The sequence below is a fragment of the Streptomyces sp. NPDC002574 genome, assembly GCF_042889545.1.
Taxonomy (GTDB): Bacteria; Actinomycetota; Actinomycetes; order Streptomycetales; family Streptomycetaceae; genus Actinacidiphila.
In genome coordinates this window covers 400648-419102 of record NZ_JBIARB010000007.1, presented here as the reverse complement: position 1 = coordinate 419102, position 18455 = coordinate 400648, and the positions used below count along the sequence as shown (strand labels likewise).

Sequence of the window (18455 nt, the reverse complement as noted above, 5' to 3'; positions counted from 1 at the left end):
CACCATGGCCGACTACACCGCTGTTGTGAACGTGACCGGCGAGGGCCGCAACGGAGGCCGCGTCCAGTCCGACGACGGCCACCTGGCCACCACCCTCGCGCTGCCGAAGGAGCTGGGCGGCGCAGGTGACGCCACCAACCCCGAGCAGCTCTTCGCCGCCGGCTGGGGTTCCTGCTTCCTCGGGGCCGTGCGCCTGGCCGCCTCCCAGCGCAAGGTGAGGCTCACCAGCACCGCCGTCGACACCGAGATCACCCTGGTCCACGGCGACGAGGGGTTCGGCCTCGCCGCCGTACTCAACGTCGAACTCGGCGGCGTCGACCAGGACACCGCCACCGCCCTCACCGAGGCCGCCCACCAGATCTGCCCCTACTCCAAGGCCACCCGCGGCAACATCCCCGTCACCATCAACACCACCGCCGTCTGAGACCCCCGCACACCGAGCCGCCCCCCTGGCCGCCGCGCGCACCCCGTCGCGGCCGGGCACGGGGCGGCTCAGTGCGTGACGCGAACGACGGCTCCGCCCTGTGCCCCTAGGCTGCCGGAGTGACCGGCACGCAGCAGCACGTCCTGATCCTCGGCGGCACCACGGAGGGCCGCGGTCTCGCGGAGGCGCTGGCCGGTGAACCGGCGGGCCGCTGGCGGGTGACGAGCTCGCTCGCGGGCCGGGTGGCCGCACCCCGGCTGCCGCCGGGCGAGGTGCGGACGGGCGGCTTCGGAGGCACCGAGGGGCTGGTGCGCTGGCTGCGGGAGCACGCCGTCGACGTGCTGGTCGACGCGACCCACCCCTTCGCCGGAACGATGAGTGCCCACGCCGCCGCGGCGGCCGCGGCGACCGGCGTTCCCGTGCTGGGCCTGCGCCGCCCCGGCTGGACCGCCGGTCCCGGCGACCGCTGGCACCCGGTGGACTCGGCGGCGCAGGCGGCCGCGCTGCTGCCCGCGCTCGGCGGGCGGGTGTTCCTGACCACGGGACGTACCGGCCTGGCGGCCTTCGCCGGGGACGCCGGACGCTGGTTCCTGGTGCGGTCCGTCGACGCCCCCGAACCGCCGCACCCGCCGCGCATGGAAGTCGTCCTGGACCGGGGCCCGTTCACCCACGACGGGGAGCGGGAGCTCATGACCCGCCACCGTGTCGACGTGCTGGTCACCAAGGACAGCGGCGGCGCGGCGACGGCCCCGAAGCTCGCCGTCGCCCGCGAACTCGGCCTGCCCGTGGTGATCGTGCGCCGTCCGCCCGCCCCGCCGGGCGTTCCGGCCGTCCGGGACGTGGCGGGCGCCCTGGAGTGGCTGCGCGCCAGGGGGTGAGACGGGACGGGGGTCAGGCCGGGTAGCGCCGGGGCGTCCACACCACCGTCGTGCCGTCGCCGCGCCGCACCGCGCGGGTCTGCGAGGAGCCGACGAGCAGGACGCAGCGCATGTCCACGGTCGCCGGGTCCAGGTCCTCCAGCGTGGTGATCCGCACCGCCTGCTCCGGGCCGCCGACGTCGCGCGCGACGACCACCGGGGTGCCGGGCGCGCGGCCCTCCCGCAGCACCTTCAGGGCCTGCTCCAACTGCTCCCGGCGGCTGCGGGACGCCGGGTTGTAGAGCGCGAGCACCAGATCGCCCGCGGTTGTGGCGCGCAGCCGCTCCTCGATCACCGTCCAGGGCTTGAGCCGGTCGGACAGCGAGACCACCGCGTAGTCGTGCCCGAGCGGCGCGCCCGCGAGCGCCGCCGCCGACTGCGCAGCGGTGATCCCGGGGACCACCCGCACCGGCACGTCGAGGTACGGCTCGGCGGAGGCGGCCTCCAGCACGGCCGTCGCCATCGCGAAGACGCCGGGGTCGCCGGACGACACGACGGCCACCCGCCGCCCGCGCCGCGCGAGGTCGAGGGCGAACTCGGCGCGCTCGGCCTCGACGCGGTTGTCCGAGGCGTGCCGCAGCTGCCCGGGACGGACCGGGACGCGGTCCATGTACGTGGTGTAGCCGACCAGTTCGTCCGCCTCGGCGAGCGCGGAGCGCGCCTCCGCGGTCAGCCACATCGGGCCGGCCGGGCCGAGCCCGACGACCACGACCTCGCCCTCCCCCTGACGCGCGGCCGGCCGCTCGTCGATCCGGCTGGGCAGCACCGCGACGGCGAAGTACGGCACCGAGTCCGGGTCGACGTCGGCCAGCATCCCCAGGCGTTCGGCGTCCATCGTGGCCCGCTCGACGTAGTGCGCGTCGGCCAGCCGCCCTGCCGTGCCGAGCGCCCGGCGCACGGCGGGGAAGGTGCGGCCGAGCTTCATCACGGCCGCCGCGTCGGTGGCGGCGAGCCGTGCCGCGAGCTCGTCCTCCGGCAGGGTGCCGGGCAGGATCGTCAGCACCTCCTCGCCCTCCACCAGCGGGCGCCCGATCCGGGCGGCAGCGGCGCTCACGGACGTGACGCCCGGGATCACCTCGGCCGGGTAGCGGTCGGCCAGCCGCTTGTGCATGTGCATGTACGAGCCGTAGAAGAGCGGATCGCCCTCGGCGAGCACGGCGACCGTGCGCCCCGCGTCCAGGTGCGCGGCGAGCAGTTCCGCGGAGTCGGCGTAGAAGTCGTCCAACGCGCCCCGGTAGCCGCCCGGATGGTCGGTGGTCTCGGTGGTGACGGGGTACATCAGCCGCTCCTCGATCTGCTCGGGGCGGATGTGCGCCGCGGCGATCGAGCGGGCGATGCTGCGGCCGTGCCGGGCGCAGTGGTACGCGATCACATCCGCGGAGCGGATGACGTCCACGGCGCGCACGGTCATCAGGGAGGGGTCGCCGGGGCCGAGACCCACTCCGTACAGGCGGCCGGTGGTCATACGATCTCGTCCTCCGTGGCAAGGGCGTTGAGGGCGGCGGCCGCGAGCGCGCTGCCGCCGCGCCGGCCGCGCACGATCAGGTGCTCCAGGCCGGAGGGGTGGGCGGCCAGGGCGTCCTTGGACTCGGCCGCGCCGACGAATCCGACCGGTACGCCGATGACGGCGGCGGGCCGCGGTGCGCCCGCCTCGACCATCTCCAGCAGCCGGAAGAGCGAGGTCGGGGCGTTGCCGACGGCGACGACGGCGCCGTCCAGGCGGTCCCGCCACAGTTCCATCGCGGCGGCGCTGCGGGTGGTGCCGAGTTCGGCGGCGAGCGAGGGCACGGCGGGGTCGGAGAGGGTGCAGACCACGTCGTTGCCGGCGGGCAGCCGTTTGCGGGTGACGCCGCTGGCGACCATCTGCACGTCGCAGAGGATCGGCGCCCCGGCGCGCAGCGCGGCGCGCGCGTCGGCGACCACGGACGGGCTGAAGGCCAGGTCGCGGACGAGGTCGGTCATGCCGCACGCGTGGATCATGCGGACGGCGACCTGCGCGACGTCGGGCGGCAGGGCGTCGAGTTCCGCCTCGGCGCGGATGATGGCGAACGACCGGCGGTAGATCTCCGGGCCGTCCTTCTCGTACTCGATCACGTCGTGGTCCTCGGTGGTGGTGGGGTCGTACGTCGGGCGGTGGCGACGGCCGCGGGCAGCTCCCGGGCGGCCGTGCTGGTGGCGGCGCGCGCGCCGGTGCCGCCCGTGGTGACGCGGTAGTGCCCGTCGGCGGTGGCCATGACGTCGACCCGTGCGCCGTCCGGCCGGCCGCAGTTGCGTTCGCAGCCGGAGAAGTGGACGGGCAGCAGGGGATGTCCGGGACCGGCGGCCTCGGCGCGCACCGCGGCCTCGGCGTCCGCCCGCACGTCCGCCAGCGACTTGGCGCACCCGGGCCGCCCCGCGCACGCGGTGACCCCGCGCCACGGCGAGTCCTCGCCGGTCAGGAAGCCCGCTCCGGCGAGGCGTCGCAGCGCTTCGGGTGCCTCGTCCGCCGGGACGCCCGGTACGACCACGCCGCGCCACGGCGTCACGCGCACCTGCCCGGCGGCCGCGCCGGCGACCTCCGCCAGGACCCGCCACGCCCGCGCGGTCACGCGCCCCAGCGGCGCCCCGGCCGACAGCACCCAGGTCCCGCCGCCGGGCTGGGCCAGGCCCCCGAGCCGCGGCCCGGTCCGGTGCCCGGGCGAGGGGTCGGCCGGTCCGTCCCGCGGCGGAACGTCCGCGAGCGGCAGGAGCTGCGCGGTGCGGGCCCCCGTGGGGTCGACGTCGGCGAGGCGCCAGGCGCGGGCGGGGTGCCCGGCGGCGAGGGTGAGGAAGGCCTCGGCGGCGCGCAGCGCCCAGCGGGGGGCGTCGGCGACGGGGACGTGGGCGACGGGCGTGCCGGCGAGGCGGAGTTCGGCGCGGGCGCGGTCGGGACGGGCGATCACCGTCACATCGGCTCCGAGCGCCGCGACGTCGCCGCGGCCGTCGTCGAGGGCGAAGAGGAACCGTCCCGACAGCCCGGCCGCCGCGGGGCTCGCGCACAGCAGGGCGTCCAACTCGCGTACCCAGCGGCTCACATCGGCGTATCCGTGGCCGTCGAGCCCGCTCAGCGGGGAGGCGACGACATTGCGGGCCCGTTCGTGGGCGTACGAGGGGAGCAGTCCGGCGGCGGCGAGCCGGCCGGCGAGGGCGGTGGCGGCGTCGGGGGCGCGCAGGCCGCGCAGTTGCAGATTGCCCCGGGAGGTGAGGTCGAGGCGGCCGTCGCCGAGGTCGTCGGCGGCGTCGGCCGGTACCCGTATCTGGCGTGTCGTCAACAATCCGCCGGGTATGCGGACGCGGGCCAGCGGGCCGTCGTCGGCGGTGTGCAGCCGCAGTGCTCCCGGGCACGCGTCGTCGCGCGCCGCGCGCCCCGCCGCGGGCACGGCGGGGGCGCCGTTCACGGGGGAGTCCGGGGCTGCGGGCATGGCCGCGAGCATACCCGCGGGCACCTGGGAGGTGTACGGCCCATGCGACGTCACCAGCCCTTACGATGCTGGCGGGACGGTCGTCAGGCCGCGCCCACGCCATCGACGGCGCCAGGGGAGGAAACCGGTGCGAAGCCGGTGCGGTCCCGCCACTGTCATCGCGGCCCACGGGTAATGCCGGGCCGCGGGAGCCAGGAACTCCCGCCGTCATCCACCGGCCCGGGGCGCGGACCCCGAGGAAGGCACGCCCGACGTGATCCTGTTGCTCTCGACGTCCGACACCGATCTGCTCAGCGCCCGGGCCGCGGACGGTCCGGTCCCCTACCGGCTCGCCAACCCGGCCCGGCTCGCCGCGGGCGAGCTGCCCGCGCTCCTCGACGGCACCGACCTGGTCGTCGTGCGTCTGCTCGGCGGCCGCCGGGCCTGGGAGGAGGGGCTGGACGCGCTGCTCGCCGGGCCGCGCCCGGTGGTCGTGCTCACCGGTGAACAGGCCCCGGACGCCCAGCTGATGGAGCTGTCCACCGTGCCGGTCGGCACGGCCGCCGAGGCGCACGCCTACCTCGCGCACGGCGGCCCCGCCAACCTCGCCCAGCTGGCCCGCTTCCTGTCCGACACCGTGCTGCTGTCCGGCCACGGCTTCGAGCCCCCGGCCCCCGCCCCGTCCTGGGGCCGCCTGGAGCGCGCCGCGGCCGCCACCGAGGGCCCGCTGGTCGCCGTCCTCTACTACCGGGCCCACCACATGAGCGGCAACACCGCCTTCGTCGAGGCCCTGTGCGTCGCGATCGAGCAGGCCGGCGGGCGACCGCTCCCGCTGTACGTCGCCTCGCTGCGCGCCCCCGAGCCGGAACTGCTCGACGCCCTGTCCGGCGTGGACGCGATCGTCACCACCGTGCTGGCCGCGGGCGGCACCCGCCCCGCCGAGGCCTCCGCGGGCGGGGACGAGGAGGCGTGGGACGCGGGCGCGCTGACCTCGCTCGACGTGCCGGTACTCCAGGCACTGTGCCTGACCTCCTCCCGGGCCACGTGGGAGGAGAGCGACGAGGGCCTGTCCCCGATGGACGCCGCGACGCAGGTGGCCGTGCCCGAGTTCGACGGCCGGCTCATCACCGTCCCGTTCTCCTTCAAGGAGGTCGACGAGGACGGGCTGCCGGTCTACGCGGCCGATCCCGAGCGTGCCGCCCGCGTCGCCGGCATCGCGGTGCGCCACGCGCGGCTGCGGCACGTCCCGCCCGCGGAGCGCCGCATCGCGCTGGTGCTGTCCGCGTACCCGACCAAGCACTCTCGCATCGGCAACGCGGTGGGCCTGGACACCCCGGCCAGCGCGGTGGCGCTGCTGCGCCGGCTGCGCGAGGAGGGGTACGACTTCGGGCCCGCGGAGGAGATACCGGGACTGTCCTCCGGCGACGGCGACGAGCTGATCCGCGCGCTGATCGAGGCGGGCGGCCACGACCAGGACTGGCTGACCGAGGAGCAGTTGGCCCGCAATCCCGTGCGCGTCCGGGCCGCCGACTACCGCCGCTGGTTCGACGCGCTCCCGGCGGAGCTGCGCGACGCGGTCACCGGGCACTGGGGCCCGCCGCCCGGCTCGATGTTCGTGGACACCAGCCGCGACCCGGAGGGCGACATCGTGCTGGCCGCGCTGCGCCGCGGCAACCTGCTGATCGTCATCCAGCCGCCGCGCGGCTTCGGCGAGAACCCGATCGCGATCTACCACGACCCCGATCTGCCGCCCTCCCACCACTACCTGGCCGCCTACCGCTGGATCGCCGGCGCCCGGTCCGAGGGCGGGTTCGGCGCCGACGCGATGATCCACCTGGGCAAGCACGGCAACCTGGAGTGGCTGCCCGGCAAGAACGCGGCCCTGTCCGCCGCCTGCGGCCCCGACGCCGCCCTCGGCGACCTTCCGCTGATCTACCCGTTCCTGGTCAACGACCCCGGCGAGGGCACCCAGGCCAAGCGCCGCGCCCACGCCACCCTCGTGGACCACCTCGTGCCGCCGATGGCCCGCGCCGAATCGTACGGTGACATCGCGCGCCTGGAGCAACTGCTCGACGAGCACGCCGCGATCGCCGCCATGGACCCGGCCAAGCTGCCCGCCGTGCGCGCCCAGATCTGGACGCTGATCCAGGCGGCCAGGCTCGACCACGACCTCGGCCTGGACGACCGGCCGCACGACGCCGAGTTCGACGACTTCCTGCTGCACGTCGACGGCTGGCTCTGCGAGATCAAGGACGCCCAGATCCGCGACGGTCTGCACGTACTCGGCCGGGCACCGGCGGGTGCCGAGCGGGTCGACCTGGTCCTGGCGATCCTGCGCGCGCGCCAGATCTGGGGCGGCACCGCCGCCCTGCCCGGGCTGCGCGAGGCGCTGGGCCTGGACGAGTCGGCTGCCACGCGGGTCACCGCCGACGCGGCCGAGGAGCAGGCCCGCGCGCTGGTCCAGGCGATGGAGGACGCCGGGTGGGCCCCGGAGGCCGTCGCCGAGGTCGCCAAGGGCCTGTCCGAGGAGGTCGCCCGGGTACTGGACTTCGCGGCCCGGCAGGTCGTGCCGCGGCTGGCCCGTACGACGGACGAGATCGACGCCGTCGTGCACGCCCTGAACGGCGGGTTCGTACCGGCCGGCCCGTCCGGCTCCCCCCTGCGCGGCCTGGTCAATGTGCTGCCGACCGGCCGCAACTTCTACTCCGTCGACCCCAAGGCGGTGCCCAGCCGGCTCGCCTGGGAGACCGGGCAGGCCCTGGCGGACTCGCTGCTGGCCCGCTACCGCGAGGACAACGACGGCACCTGGCCGCAGTCGGTCGGGCTGTCGCTGTGGGGGACCAGCGCCATGCGCACCGCGGGCGACGACATTGCCGAGGCGCTGGCGCTGCTCGGCGTGCGCCCGGTGTGGGACGACGCGTCCCGCCGGGTCACCGGTGTCGAGGCGGTCCCCGTGCGGGAGCTGGGCCGCCCCCGGGTCGACGTGACCCTGCGCATCAGCGGCTTCTTCCGCGACGCCTTCCCTCATGTGGTGGGCCTGCTGGACGACGCCGTGCGCCTGGTCGCCGGCCTGGACGAGCCGGACGAGGCGAACTTCGTCCGCGCCCACACGAGCGCCGACCTCGCCGCGCACGGCGACGAGCGCCGCGCCACCACCCGGATCTTCGGTTCCCGCCCGGGCACCTACGGCGCGGGCCTGCTGCAGCTCATCGACAGCCGCGACTGGCGCAGCGACGCCGACCTCGCCGAGGTCTACACCGTCTGGGGCGGCTACGCCTACGGCCGCGGCCTCGACGGCCGCCCGGCGCGCGAGGAGATGGAGACCGCCTACCGGCGGATCGCGGTGGCGGCGAAGAACACCGACACCCGTGAGCACGACATCGCCGACTCCGACGACTACTACCAGTACCACGGCGGCATGGTCGCCACCGTCCGCGCGCTGACCGGCCGTTCCCCCGAGGCGTACATCGGCGACTCCACCCGCCCGGAGACCGTCCGCACCCGCTCGCTGGTGGAGGAGACCTCCCGGGTGTTCCGCGCCCGGGTCGTCAACCCCCGCTGGATCGAGGCGATGCGGCGGCACGGCTACAAGGGCGCCTTCGAACTGGCCGCCACCGTCGACTACCTCTTCGGCTACGACGCGACCACCGGCGTCGTCGCCGACTGGATGTACGACAAGCTCGCCCGCACCTACGTCCTGGACCCGGAGAACCGCGCCTTCCTCCAGGAGGCCAACCCCTGGGCCCTGCACGGCATGGCCGAACGGCTGCTGGAGGCCGAGTCCCGCGGGATGTGGGCGGAGCCCGACCCGGAGGTCGTCGCGGCCCTGCGCGAGGCGTTCCTGGAGACCGAGGGCGACCTGGAGGGCGGGGAGTAGTCCGCACGCCGATTCGTGGCACGACGGTCGAGTGGGTGTCACGCCCCCGTCGGACGGCCCTGCCACGCTGACGGTATGGACGCCACCGCGCTCGCACGGGCGCTGCTGGAACCCGTACCGGCCAACCGGACCGCGGGGATCGAGGTGGTCCGCGCCGAGGACGGCGCCGCGGAAGTGGCGCTGGACACGCCGGACGCGCTGCGGAACGTCATCGGGAGCCTGCACGCGAGCGGGCTGGTCGCGCTGCTCGACGCGGCCGGCCTGGCCGCGCTCGTCGCGGCGTGCGAGGAGCCCGCCCAGTTCGAGGGCGTCGTGCCGCTGGGCGCGGCGGCCACGATGGAGTTCCTGGCCCCGGCCCGGGGACGGCTCGTGGCGACGTGCGCGCTCGGGGCGGACGAACGCGCCGCCCTGCGGCCGCTGCTGGCGGGGGAGAGCGACCGCGCGCGGATCGCCACGGTCGCCGAGGTGCGGGACGCGGCGGGCAGGGTGGTGTGCCGGGGCGGCTTCGACTGGAGCGTGCGCCGGCTGCCCGGCTCCGGGTAGGCCGGGCTTCGCACGCGGTGGGGAAACGTCCGGCGAACATCTGACGGCAGGACAGGGAAAGTGCTACCGGCGCCCGTTCGCGCTCGTACGGTGACCGAACCTGACCGGACCGTCACCACCGTCACGACCGGCGCGGGCGGCACCACGGACACAGCGGCTGCACGGGGGATGCGAGAACGAGCATGGGCGATTGGCTGAGTGCCGACAACATCGTGGCGGTGCTGACCGCCATCGTCGGTCTGGTGGTCTCCGTCGGGGTGGTCTGGTACGAACGCCGGGTGCCGCGCCGCAAGCGCATTGGCTACCGCGTCCAGATGGACACCCCGATCGGCAGTGACGACCCCGACGGCGAAGCCGGCGCGACCAATGTGCGGCTCGGTCTCTTCAACGACCTGCCGGACATGGTGGACGCCACTCTCGTCCTGCTCCGCATCGAGAACGACGGCGGCGAGTCCGTCGCCGACAGCGACTACACCAACCGCGACCCGCACCGGGCCCTGAACGTGGTCTTCGCCGGGCGCCTGGTCCGCGGCGTGGCCGTCACCCAGGTCGACGCCGGCGGCCTCATGGACCACTTCGCCCCGGCCGGTGGCGAGGGCGGGGTCCGCCACGAGGGCAACGTCATCCACCTGCCCCGCGTGCCACTCAACCGGGGCCAGCACTACAAGCTGCTGGTGCTGCTCACCGGCGGCCACGTCGGCGGCGGCGTCCGGATCACCGGCGGCATCCGCGACGGCGTCGTCGTCCCCAACAAGGCGATGCCCGTCGACGCCGCGCCCCCGCTGTTCAGCCGCGCGACCCGGTGGATCACCATCCTGCTGACCGTCTGCGTCACCGTGCTGGCCTCGATCATCGTCGTGCGCGAGGACGCGCCGCCGCCCCTCGGCTGCGCCACCGGCCGGCTGACCGTCACCGGGTCCACGGCCTTCGCCCCGGTCATGGAGGAACTCGCCCGCCGTTACGCCGCGGACTGCGAGGGTTCCCACATCGAGGTCGACGCGAACTCCAGCGACCGGGGCGTCCGCGACCTGGCGGACGACGGGAAGGCGGGCCACGGCTCCTCGGTGGTGGCCATGTCCGACGGCCCCGCCCCGGACGACCTCTCCCAGCTCACGGACAGCCGGGTCGCCGTCTCCGCCTTCGCGCTCGTCGTGAACGACGACGTCCCCGTGACGAACCTGTCGGTCGCCCAGATACGGACCGTCTTCGATGGCACCGTGGACAACTGGAAATCCCTCGGCGGCGGTTCGGTCCCCATCCGCCTCGTCAGCCGCAATTCCGACTCCGGCACCCGCCAGATCTTCCGCACGCGCGTCCTCGGGGGCAAGGGCGAAGGCCCGTTCACCTCACGGGAATGCGTGAAGAAGGACTACCAGGACGCCCCGGTGATCCGCTGCGAACGCGACAGCACCGCCAAGGTCCTCTCCGAGGTCGGACAGGTCCCCGGCGCCATCGGCTACGCCGAACTGGGCGCCGCCAGGGCCGCACCGCACGTGCGGATCCTGGAGATCAACGGCTTCGCCCCGTCGACCGGGGCCGACGGCGACACCCGCTACCCCTTCAACGACCTCGAGTACGCCTACACCTTCGGCACCCCCGCCGCCGACTCCCTCACCGCGAGCTTCCTGCACTACATGCTCCTGGGCCCCGGCCAGGCCGTCGTCAGATCCCACGGCCACCTGCCCTGCTACTCCGCCGCCGCGATCCAGCGCTGCGGACTGAAGGACTATGCCGTGTCCTGACGAGAAGTACCGGCGGGCGTCATGCGGGCGTCGCCTGGTGTACGCGTGGAGCCCTTTCCCTCAAGGGGCATGGACCACATCACGTTTCTCGTGGCGGTCGTGATCGTGACCGCGCTGGCCTTCGACTTCACCAACGGCTTCCATGACACGGCGAATGCGATGGCGACGTCCATCGCGACGGGAGCTCTGCGACCGCGGACCGCGGTCCTCATCAGCGGCGTGCTGAACATCGTCGGCGCCTTCCTCTCCACCGAGGTCGCGAAGACGATCTCCGGCGGTATCGTCGACGACACCCTGGTCACCCCGGGCATGATCTTCGCGGGGCTGGTCGGCGCGGTGCTGTGGAATCTCATGACCTGGCTGCTGGGGCTGCCGTCGAGCAGCTCCCACGCCCTCTTCGGCGGCCTGATCGGCGCCGTGTGGGTGGGCGCCGGCAGCAAGGGCGTGCACTTCGACAAGGTTGTCGAGAAGGTACTGATCCCCGCGGTCGCGTCCCCCCTGGTGGCGGGGATCGCGGCACTGCTGGCGACGTACCTGGCCTACCGGATCACCGCGCGGGCGCGGCAGGAGTCGGTGACCCGGGGCTTCCGGCTCGGGCAGATCGCGTCGGCGTCGCTGGTGTCGCTGGCGCACGGCACGAACGACGCCCAGAAGACCATGGGTGTGATCACGCTCACCCTGATCTCCGCCGGTGCCCTCGGGCACGACGCGGGGCCGCCGGTGTGGGTGATCGGGGCGGCGGGCCTGGCGATCGGGCTCGGCACGTACCTGGGCGGCTGGCGGATCATCCGCACCATGGGCAAGGGGCTCACCGACATCCAGTCGCCGCAGGGCTTCGCGGCCGAGGCGGCCTCCACGACGGTGATCCTGACCTCCGCGCACCTGGGCTTCGCGCTGTCGACGACCCAGGTGTGCTCGGGCGGCATCCTGGGCGCCGGGCTGGGCCGCCGCCTGGCCGAGGTCCGGTGGGGCACCGCGGGCCGCATGGTGATCGCCTGGCTGGTGACGCTGCCGGCCGCCGCGCTGGTCGGCGGGGTCTCGGCGAGCGTCGTGCAGCACGGCGGCACCGCGGGCACCGTGGTGATCGCCCTGGTGGCGGTGGCGGTGGCGTCGTTCATCGTCGTGCTCTCACGCCGCAACCCGGTGCACGCCCACAATGTCAACGACACGCATACCGTGGCGCTGCGCCCCTCCGCGACCTCCGCCCCGTCGGCCGCCTGACCGCGTCCGACCGCGTCCGACAAGGAGAAATGCGATGCAACTGGACTGGAGCGCCCTCGGCGAAGTGGCCGCCGTCAGCACTGGCGTTACGGTGGGTGTGGTCGTCGTCTTCGCTCTCGGTGTCCTCGGCCTCTCGCGGGCCGAGGGTTCCCGCGACGGCGCGACCGTGTCGTACGCGGCCGCCGGCCTGTGCTTCCTGGCCTGTGCCGCGGTCGTGGCGTACGGCATCTATCTGATCGTTCCCCAGTTCCACTGAGAGGCGAGGCGACATGGCGACGCTCCCGCACCCCGCCGATCCGGACCTGCTGGCCGGTATGCAGGTCGACTACACCGACCAGGACGAGCCCGTGCTCATCCGCCCCGACGGCACCCCCGTCGAGACCTGGCGCGAGAACTATCCGTACGACCACCGGATGGAGCGCAAGGAGTACGAGTGGCACAAGCGGCTGCAGCAGATCGAACTGCTGAAGCTGCAGAGCTGGATCAAGGAGACCGGGCGCCGGCTGGTGATCGTCTTCGAGGGGCGTGACGCGGCCGGCAAGGGCGGCACCATCAAGCGGTTCACCGAGCACCTGAACCCGCGCGGTGCCCGGGTCGTCGCCCTGGTCAAGCCGACCGAGCGCGAGCGCGGCCAGTGGTACTTCCAGCGGTACGTCGACCACCTGCCGACGGCCGGCGAGATCGTCATGTTCGACCGCTCCTGGTACAACCGGGCCGGTGTCGAGCGGGTCATGGGCTTCTGCACCGACGACGAGTACCAGCGCTTCATGCGCCAGGCGCCCGCCTTCGAGCGGATGCTCGTGGACGACGGCATCGACCTGGTGAAGTTCTGGTTCTCCGTCTCCCGCGACGAACAGCGCACCCGCTTCACCATCCGCCAGGTCGACCCGGTGCGGCAGTGGAAGCTCAGCCCCATGGACCTGGCGTCCCTGGACCGCTGGGACGACTACACCGCGGCGAAGGTCGCGATGTTCCGCGAGACGGACACCGAGCAGGCGCCCTGGACGGTCGTGAAGAGCAACGACAAGAAGCGCGCCCGCGTCGAGGCGATGCGCAGCGTGCTCGCCCGCTTCGACTACCCGGACAAGGACGAGGAGGTCGTCGGCGTCCCCGACCCGCGGATCGTCGGCGCCGCCGTGAACCTGCTGGAGGCGGGCGAGGCCTGACCTCCCGCACACTCCGCACACGGACGAGGCCGCCCCGGGTGATCCGGGGCGGCCTCGTCCGTGTGCGGGGTGTGCGGCGTCAGTTGGTGAAGTACAGGTACTTCCAGTCGCCGTACGTCGTGGTGTTCAGGCTGTCGCCCGAGCTGCCCTTGATGTACGAGACGCGCACCCGGGCCCGGATACCGGCCTCGCCCGGTCCCGGCAGCGTGACCAGCGCCTTGCCGGCGGTCCCCAGCTCGAAGTACTCCTTGTCGGCCGGGTACCAGCGGCCCTGGTAGTAGACCTCCAGCTCGAACCGCTCTTCGCGGTTCGTGGCGTAGGTCATCGTCGTGCTGAACAGCGGCGCGGCGTTCTTGCGGAACCAGTAGTAGTTGGTCGAGCCGATCTTGCCCGTCCGGTAGTGGCGCGAGACGGACGTGGAGACCTTGACCTGCGTGCCGACCGCCCGCGACACCGACTTCGGCGCGTAGGAGAAGTCACCGCCGAACGAGGCCCAGAAGGTGGTGTTGCGGCTGAGCTTGTAGGTCACCTTCAGGTCGCCGGCGGAGTTGACGTTGGCGGTCTTGACCAGCTTCTTCGTGCCGCCGGCCGGCTGGGCGTAGATCGACACCACACGGCTCTTGCCGGTCTTGCCGAGGTGCCCGATGACGGTGGCCGTCGCCCCGTAGGAGTACGTCGAGTGGTTGGTCCTGATGCTGACCGACGTGGCCAGGCGGGAGACCGCGACGGTGTCCTTGCCGGTGGCGGGGTTGTGCTGGGCGTTGCCCGCGTAGGTGGCGGTGTAGGTGACGCTGCCACCGGTGGTCGGGGTGTCCGTGAAGCTGAACGTGCCGTTGGACGCGACCGTCTTGGTGCCGAGCGACTTGCCCTTGGGGTACGTGAGGTCGGTACGGACCACCGCGACCCTGGTACCGGCCGGGAAGGACACGCTCGACGTGAGCCTGCCCGTCACCGTGATCTTGGCGGACCGCTTCGCGGAGGAGGGGGCGCTCACCGTGAGGGTCGAGGCGACCCGGGCGACCTTGACGGTGTCCTTCGCGGTGGCGGCGGCGTGCTGGGCGTCGCCCGCGTAGCTGACCGTGTAGGTGTTGTTGCCCAGTGCGGACGGCACGTTCCGGAAGAGGAAGGTGCCGTTGGACGCGACCCCGATGGTGCCCAGCGTCACGCCGGCCGGGTGGGCCGAGTCGGTGCGGGTCACCGTGAGCCTGGTGCCGGCCGGGAAGGGCACGGGCGAGCTGAACGTGCCGGTGACGACGACCTCACGGCCGGGGATGCCCGTGGCGGGGGCGTTGACCGTGAGCGCGGTGGCGGTCCGGGCGACGCTGACGGTGGCGCTGCCGGTGGCGGCGTCGTGGTCGGTGTCGCCGGCGTAGCTGACCGTGTAGGTGCTGGTGCCCAGTGCGGACGGGGTGTCCTTGAGCGAGAAGGTGCCGTCGGCGGCGACCGTCGCGGTGCCCAGCGGCGCGTCGGCCGTGACGGAGTCGGTGCGGGTCACGGTGACCGTGGTGCCGTCCGCGAAGGGCACGGAGGAGGCGAGGGTGCCGGTGACGGTGACCTCGTCGCCGGGAAGCGCGGTGGCCGGGGCGTTGACCGTGAGCGCGGTGGCGGTCCGGGCGACGCTGACGGTGGCGCTGCCGGTGGCGGCGTCGTGGTCGGTGTCGCCGGCGTAGCTGACCGTGTAGGTGCTGGTGCCCAGTGCGGACGGGGTGTCCTTGAGCGAGAAGGTGCCGTCGGCGGCGACCGTCGCGGTGCCCAGCGGCGCGTCGGCCGTGGCGGAGTCGGTGCGGGTCACGGTGACCGTGGTGCCGTCCGCGAAGGGCACGGAGGAGGCGAGGGTGCCGGTGACGGTGACCTCGTCGCCGGGAAGCGCGGTGGCCGGGGCGTTCACCGTGAGGGTGGTCGCGGCGAGGGCCGGGTCCTCCTGGCTGAACGAGGACACCGGCGGGACGGCGGTCCCGCCGTCGGTGGCGGCAGCCGGCGTGGCCGCGACACCGAGCAGGGATGCGGTGGCGAGCAGGACGGACAGAGCCGTCCCGCCCGCGATCTGACGGGTGCGCAAGCTGGTTCCCCCCAGGCAGGCGTGGAGTCCGGAAGTCCTCCGGCGAGGTGTGGGTGCAGCCGTGGGGCGCGGGCGTCCGTGAGGATGCTCCGGCGCGCCTTCATCGGTGGCAAGGGGAAACGCTACGTCATGCCTATGACAGCGGGCTACTGCATTGATCGCCCGAGTCGATCCGTTACCGCGACTTCGTCGGGAGCTGACCGTACTGTGCCCGATTCGATGCCGGGATCCGTACAACCTTTTCGCGGTCGCGGTGTTCAGCCCTGGGCGACCCGCACGGTGACGGTCCACTCGCGCAGTCCCAGGCAGGCTACCCCGTCCGGGGAGGTCGGCTGGGCGCACAGGGGACGGGTGGCGGTGAGGCGGGCCGTGCCGGGGGCGGCGGCGTGGTACGCGGCGAGGGCGTCGCCGCGGGGGGCGCCGATGCCGGCGTTGCCTGCCCGCAGGGCGCCGCCCGTGAGCGCGACGGGGGACCAGGGGCGGTCGGGGCTGCCGTCGAGCGTGACGCGGACCGTGGCGCCGGTGCCCACGCAGAACGTGCGGCCGCTGTCGGCGGCGGTGAGGTCGAGCCGGGTGGGGCACGGCTTCACGCCGGTGGCCGGGCCGTCGCCCGGCTGGGCGCTGCCGCCGCAGGCGCTGAGCACGAGGGCCGCGACGGCCGCCGCTGCGGCGGCTGTCGCTCGGGGGTGCGGTCGGTGCGGTCGGTGCATGGGAGAGCCTCCTTTCCACTGTGACGTGTCCCGGACGGAAAAGGGTCCCGGCCGCCTCGCGGCGACCGGGACCCCACGCGGGGAGGAAGGGGCTCAGCCCGTGGTCAGGGCGGTGTCGTCGACCACGAAACTCGTCTGCAGGGAGGAGTCCTCGGCGCCGCTGAACTTCAGGGTGACGGTGGAGCCGGCGAAGGAGGACAGGTCGAAGCTCTTCTGGGCGTACCCGGTGGCCTTGTTGAGGTTGGAGTACGTGGCCAGGGTGGTGGACCCGGCTGTGACGGTGAGCTTGTCGTAGGCCGAGGTCGTGGTGGTCTCGGCGGTGTCGATGTGCAGCCAGAAGGTGAGGGTGGCCCGGCAGCCGCTCGGGACGGTCACCGACTGGGAGAGCGTGTCGGTGTGCGTGGAGCCGTAGCCGTCCAGCCAGGCCTTGTACGAGCCGCCGTGCGCGACCTCACCGGAGTCGTTGGTGACCACACCGCTGGAGGCGGTCCAGCCGGTGGCGCCGGACTCGAAGCCGGGGTTGGCCAGCAGCTGGCCGGCCGTGCAGGTGCCGCCGCCGGCCGGCGCGATCGTCCAGCCGAAGGAGGCCGAGCCGGAGGCGCCGGTGGAGTCGGAGGCGGTGACGGTGGTCTGGTAGGTCCCGGCGGTGCTCGGGGTGCCGGAGATCAGGCCGGTCGAGGCGTTCACGGACAGCCCGGCGGGCAGGCCGCTCGCGCTGTAGGTGAGCGCGGCGCCCGCGCTGTCGGTGGCCGCGATCTGCAGGCTGCGGGCGGTGCCGACGGTGCCGGTCTGGCTGCCCGGGTTGGTGACGGTCACCGTGTTGCCGCTGCTGGTGCCGTTCTTGAAGGCGGTGACACCGTTCGGGGTGCCGAGGCCGGTCGGGCCGTCGTAGCCGGACTTGGCGGTGCACAGGTAGGAGCTGGAGCAGCTGCCGTTGGCGCCGGTGGTCACGTCGTAGAGGTTGGCGGTGTGGGCGTAGGGGTACGACGCCGGGTTGCTGCCCGCGGCCGGGGCGCCGCCCAGGGCGTACACGCCCGCGATGAGCGGGGAGGAGGCACTGGTGCCGCCGTAGACCGCCCAGCCGGAGCCGCCGTAGGTGTCGTACACCGCGACGCCGGTGGCGGGGTCGGCCACCGCGGAGACGTCGGCGACGGTGCGCCGGGCGCAGCCGGTGTCGGTTTGCCAGGTGGGCTTGGTGTCGTACGCGGAGCAGCCCGAGCCGGTGCCGTCGCCGCCCGAGGTGGTGCCCCAGACCTTCTCGGTCCAGCCGCGGGTGGTGGAGGAGGTGTTCAGCGAGGTGCCGCCGACGGCGGTCACGTAGCGGGAGGCCGCCGGGTACTCGGCGCCGTAGCCGGCATCGCCGGCGGAGACGGTGATGGCGACGCCCGGGTGGTTGAAGTAGGCGCTGTCGTACGACGGGTCGGCGGACTCCTCGTCGCCGCCGTAGCTGTTGGAGACGAACTTCGCGCCGAGCGCGACGGCCTCGTTCACGGCCGCGCCGAGGTCCTCCATGCTCGCGGAGTCGGCCTCGACCAGCAGGATGTTGCAGCTCGGGCAGGCGGCGCTGACCATGTCGAGGTCGAGCGCTATCTCACCGGCCCAACCGCTGTCGGGGCTCGGCAGGTTGGTGGTGCTGCCGGTCTGGCCGACCTTCTTGAAGCAGCCGTTGGCGGTCGTGCACGCCGACAGTCCGTACTGGGAGCGGTAGGTGGACAGGTCGGCGGCGGCGTTGGGGTCGTCGTAGGCGTCGACGATGGCCACGGTGAGGCCGGAGCCGCCGGTGGACGGCAGGTTGTAGGCGCTGTGCAGGTTGGCCGGGCCCAGACCGGACGGGGTGGCCTGGGGGGAGAGCGTGTTGTCGCGCCGCATCGCGATGTCGGTGCGCCGCTGGGCCATGCAGCTGGCGTGACCGGCCGCGGGTGCGCCGCACAGGTGGCGGGTCGGGACGTGGGCACCGGCCGTGCCGGTCGAGTGCACCGCCTGGGCCTGCGGCGACTGCAGGGCCCGGGCGTTCTGGGTGTCGCGGGCCGAGGTGGTGTGGGGGGTGGGTGCCGCGGCCTGGGCCGCGGGACCGGCGGCCAGCAGGCCGCTGACGGCCAGGGCGAGCGCGGGCAGGGCCGCGGCGACCGATCGTCTCAGTCGGTGCGTGGAGAGGTGCACGAGGTGCCTCCGTCGAGTGCCGGGAGTGGGGGTGTCACGGCGCGGTGCGGGCGGCGCGGGTCCTGGGCGGCCGCGGGGGTGCGGAGGTCATCTGCCTGCAAGGCATGTGCATGTCATTTCGACACGCGTAGACCACCCCTGTGCTGCGGCTGCGTACGGGTGATGACGGCTGACGCGCCGAAGCTATTGCAGGGCGCCACCGCCGAACAGCGGCGGA

At 73.8% G+C, this 18455-nt stretch carries 14 protein-coding genes and 1 riboswitch; of the genes, 8 read left to right on the top strand and 6 right to left on the bottom strand.

Annotated elements, in window-relative coordinates; genetic code table 11:
* Positions 1-4 precede the first annotated feature (4 nt).
* Together ACFYXS_RS19455 and ACFYXS_RS19450 are read left to right on the top strand one after the other, a co-directional pair.
* Positions 5-424 (top strand): organic hydroperoxide resistance protein, encoded by a 420-nt coding sequence (locus ACFYXS_RS19455; protein WP_389249615.1) that lies wholly within the window; start codon positions 5-7, stop codon positions 422-424.
* 119 nt (positions 425-543) lie between these two features.
* The gene (locus ACFYXS_RS19450) at positions 544-1302 is read left to right on the top strand and encodes a cobalt-precorrin-6A reductase (RefSeq protein WP_389249613.1); all 759 of its coding nucleotides are present in this window, start codon (positions 544-546) and stop codon (positions 1300-1302) included.
* A gap of 13 nt (positions 1303-1315) precedes the next feature.
* Here the strand turns inward: ACFYXS_RS19450 and ACFYXS_RS19445 are convergent, their stop codons facing one another.
* Genes ACFYXS_RS19445 through cobG form a run of 3 tightly spaced genes read right to left on the bottom strand, consistent with a single transcriptional unit; the run spans position 1316 to position 4781 of the window.
* Positions 1316-2806 carry a precorrin-2 C(20)-methyltransferase gene (locus ACFYXS_RS19445; RefSeq protein ID WP_389249611.1) on the bottom strand — a complete coding sequence of 497 codons (1491 nt, stop codon included), beginning with the start codon at positions 2804-2806 and terminating at the stop codon, positions 1316-1318.
* Entirely contained in the window at positions 2803-3435 is a 633-nt protein-coding gene (locus ACFYXS_RS19440; protein ID WP_389249609.1) for a precorrin-8X methylmutase, read from the bottom strand. The genes ACFYXS_RS19445 and ACFYXS_RS19440 overlap by 4 nt, the downstream gene beginning before the upstream one ends.
* Positions 3432-4781: a precorrin-3B synthase gene (gene cobG, locus ACFYXS_RS19435; protein ID WP_389249607.1), complete on the bottom strand. Its 1350-nt coding sequence runs from the start codon at positions 4779-4781 to the stop codon at positions 3432-3434. Before cobG ends, ACFYXS_RS19440 begins: the two co-directional genes overlap by 4 nt.
* Before the next feature lie 117 nt (positions 4782-4898).
* A riboswitch (cobalamin riboswitch) is annotated at positions 4899-4982 on the top strand.
* 52 nt (positions 4983-5034) lie between these two features.
* On the opposite strand from cobG, the gene cobN reads away from it, so the two are divergent.
* The 6 genes from cobN (at position 5035) to ppk2 (ending at position 13309) form a co-directional block, all read left to right on the top strand.
* Positions 5035-8637: a cobaltochelatase subunit CobN gene (cobN, locus tag ACFYXS_RS19430; protein WP_389249605.1), complete on the top strand. Its 3603-nt coding sequence runs from the start codon at positions 5035-5037 to the stop codon at positions 8635-8637.
* Positions 8638-8712: 75 nt separating this feature from the next.
* On the top strand, positions 8713-9180 hold the full coding sequence (locus tag ACFYXS_RS19425; RefSeq protein ID WP_389249603.1) for a DUF4442 domain-containing protein: 468 nt from the start codon (positions 8713-8715) through the stop codon (positions 9178-9180).
* Between the two features lie 182 nt (positions 9181-9362).
* Positions 9363-10922, top strand: coding sequence for a substrate-binding domain-containing protein (locus tag ACFYXS_RS19420; protein WP_389249601.1), 1560 nt, complete (start codon positions 9363-9365; stop codon positions 10920-10922).
* A gap of 69 nt (positions 10923-10991) precedes the next feature.
* Positions 10992-12143, top strand: coding sequence for an anion permease (locus ACFYXS_RS19415; RefSeq protein ID WP_389249599.1), 1152 nt, complete (start codon positions 10992-10994; stop codon positions 12141-12143).
* Positions 12144-12177: 34 nt separating this feature from the next.
* Complete coding sequence (locus ACFYXS_RS19410) at positions 12178-12399, top strand: hypothetical protein (protein WP_389249596.1); 222 nt, start codon at positions 12178-12180, stop codon at positions 12397-12399.
* 13 nt (positions 12400-12412) lie between these two features.
* On the top strand, positions 12413-13309 hold the full coding sequence (gene ppk2 / locus ACFYXS_RS19405; protein WP_389249594.1) for a polyphosphate kinase 2: 897 nt from the start codon (positions 12413-12415) through the stop codon (positions 13307-13309).
* A 79-nt stretch (positions 13310-13388) separates the two neighbouring features.
* Here ppk2 and ACFYXS_RS19400 read toward each other — a convergent pair whose 3' ends face one another.
* The 3 genes from ACFYXS_RS19400 to ACFYXS_RS19390 all read right to left on the bottom strand — a co-directional run bounded on the left by ACFYXS_RS19400 (position 13389) and on the right by ACFYXS_RS19390 (position 18238).
* Positions 13389-15368: an Ig-like domain repeat protein gene (locus tag ACFYXS_RS19400; protein WP_389249592.1), complete on the bottom strand. Its 1980-nt coding sequence runs from the start codon at positions 15366-15368 to the stop codon at positions 13389-13391.
* 257 nt (positions 15369-15625) lie between these two features.
* Positions 15626-16078: a hypothetical protein gene (locus tag ACFYXS_RS19395; RefSeq protein WP_389249590.1), complete on the bottom strand. Its 453-nt coding sequence runs from the start codon at positions 16076-16078 to the stop codon at positions 15626-15628.
* Between the two features lie 93 nt (positions 16079-16171).
* Positions 16172-18238: a putative Ig domain-containing protein gene (locus ACFYXS_RS19390; protein WP_389249588.1), complete on the bottom strand. Its 2067-nt coding sequence runs from the start codon at positions 18236-18238 to the stop codon at positions 16172-16174.
* Positions 18239-18455 lie beyond the last annotated feature (217 nt).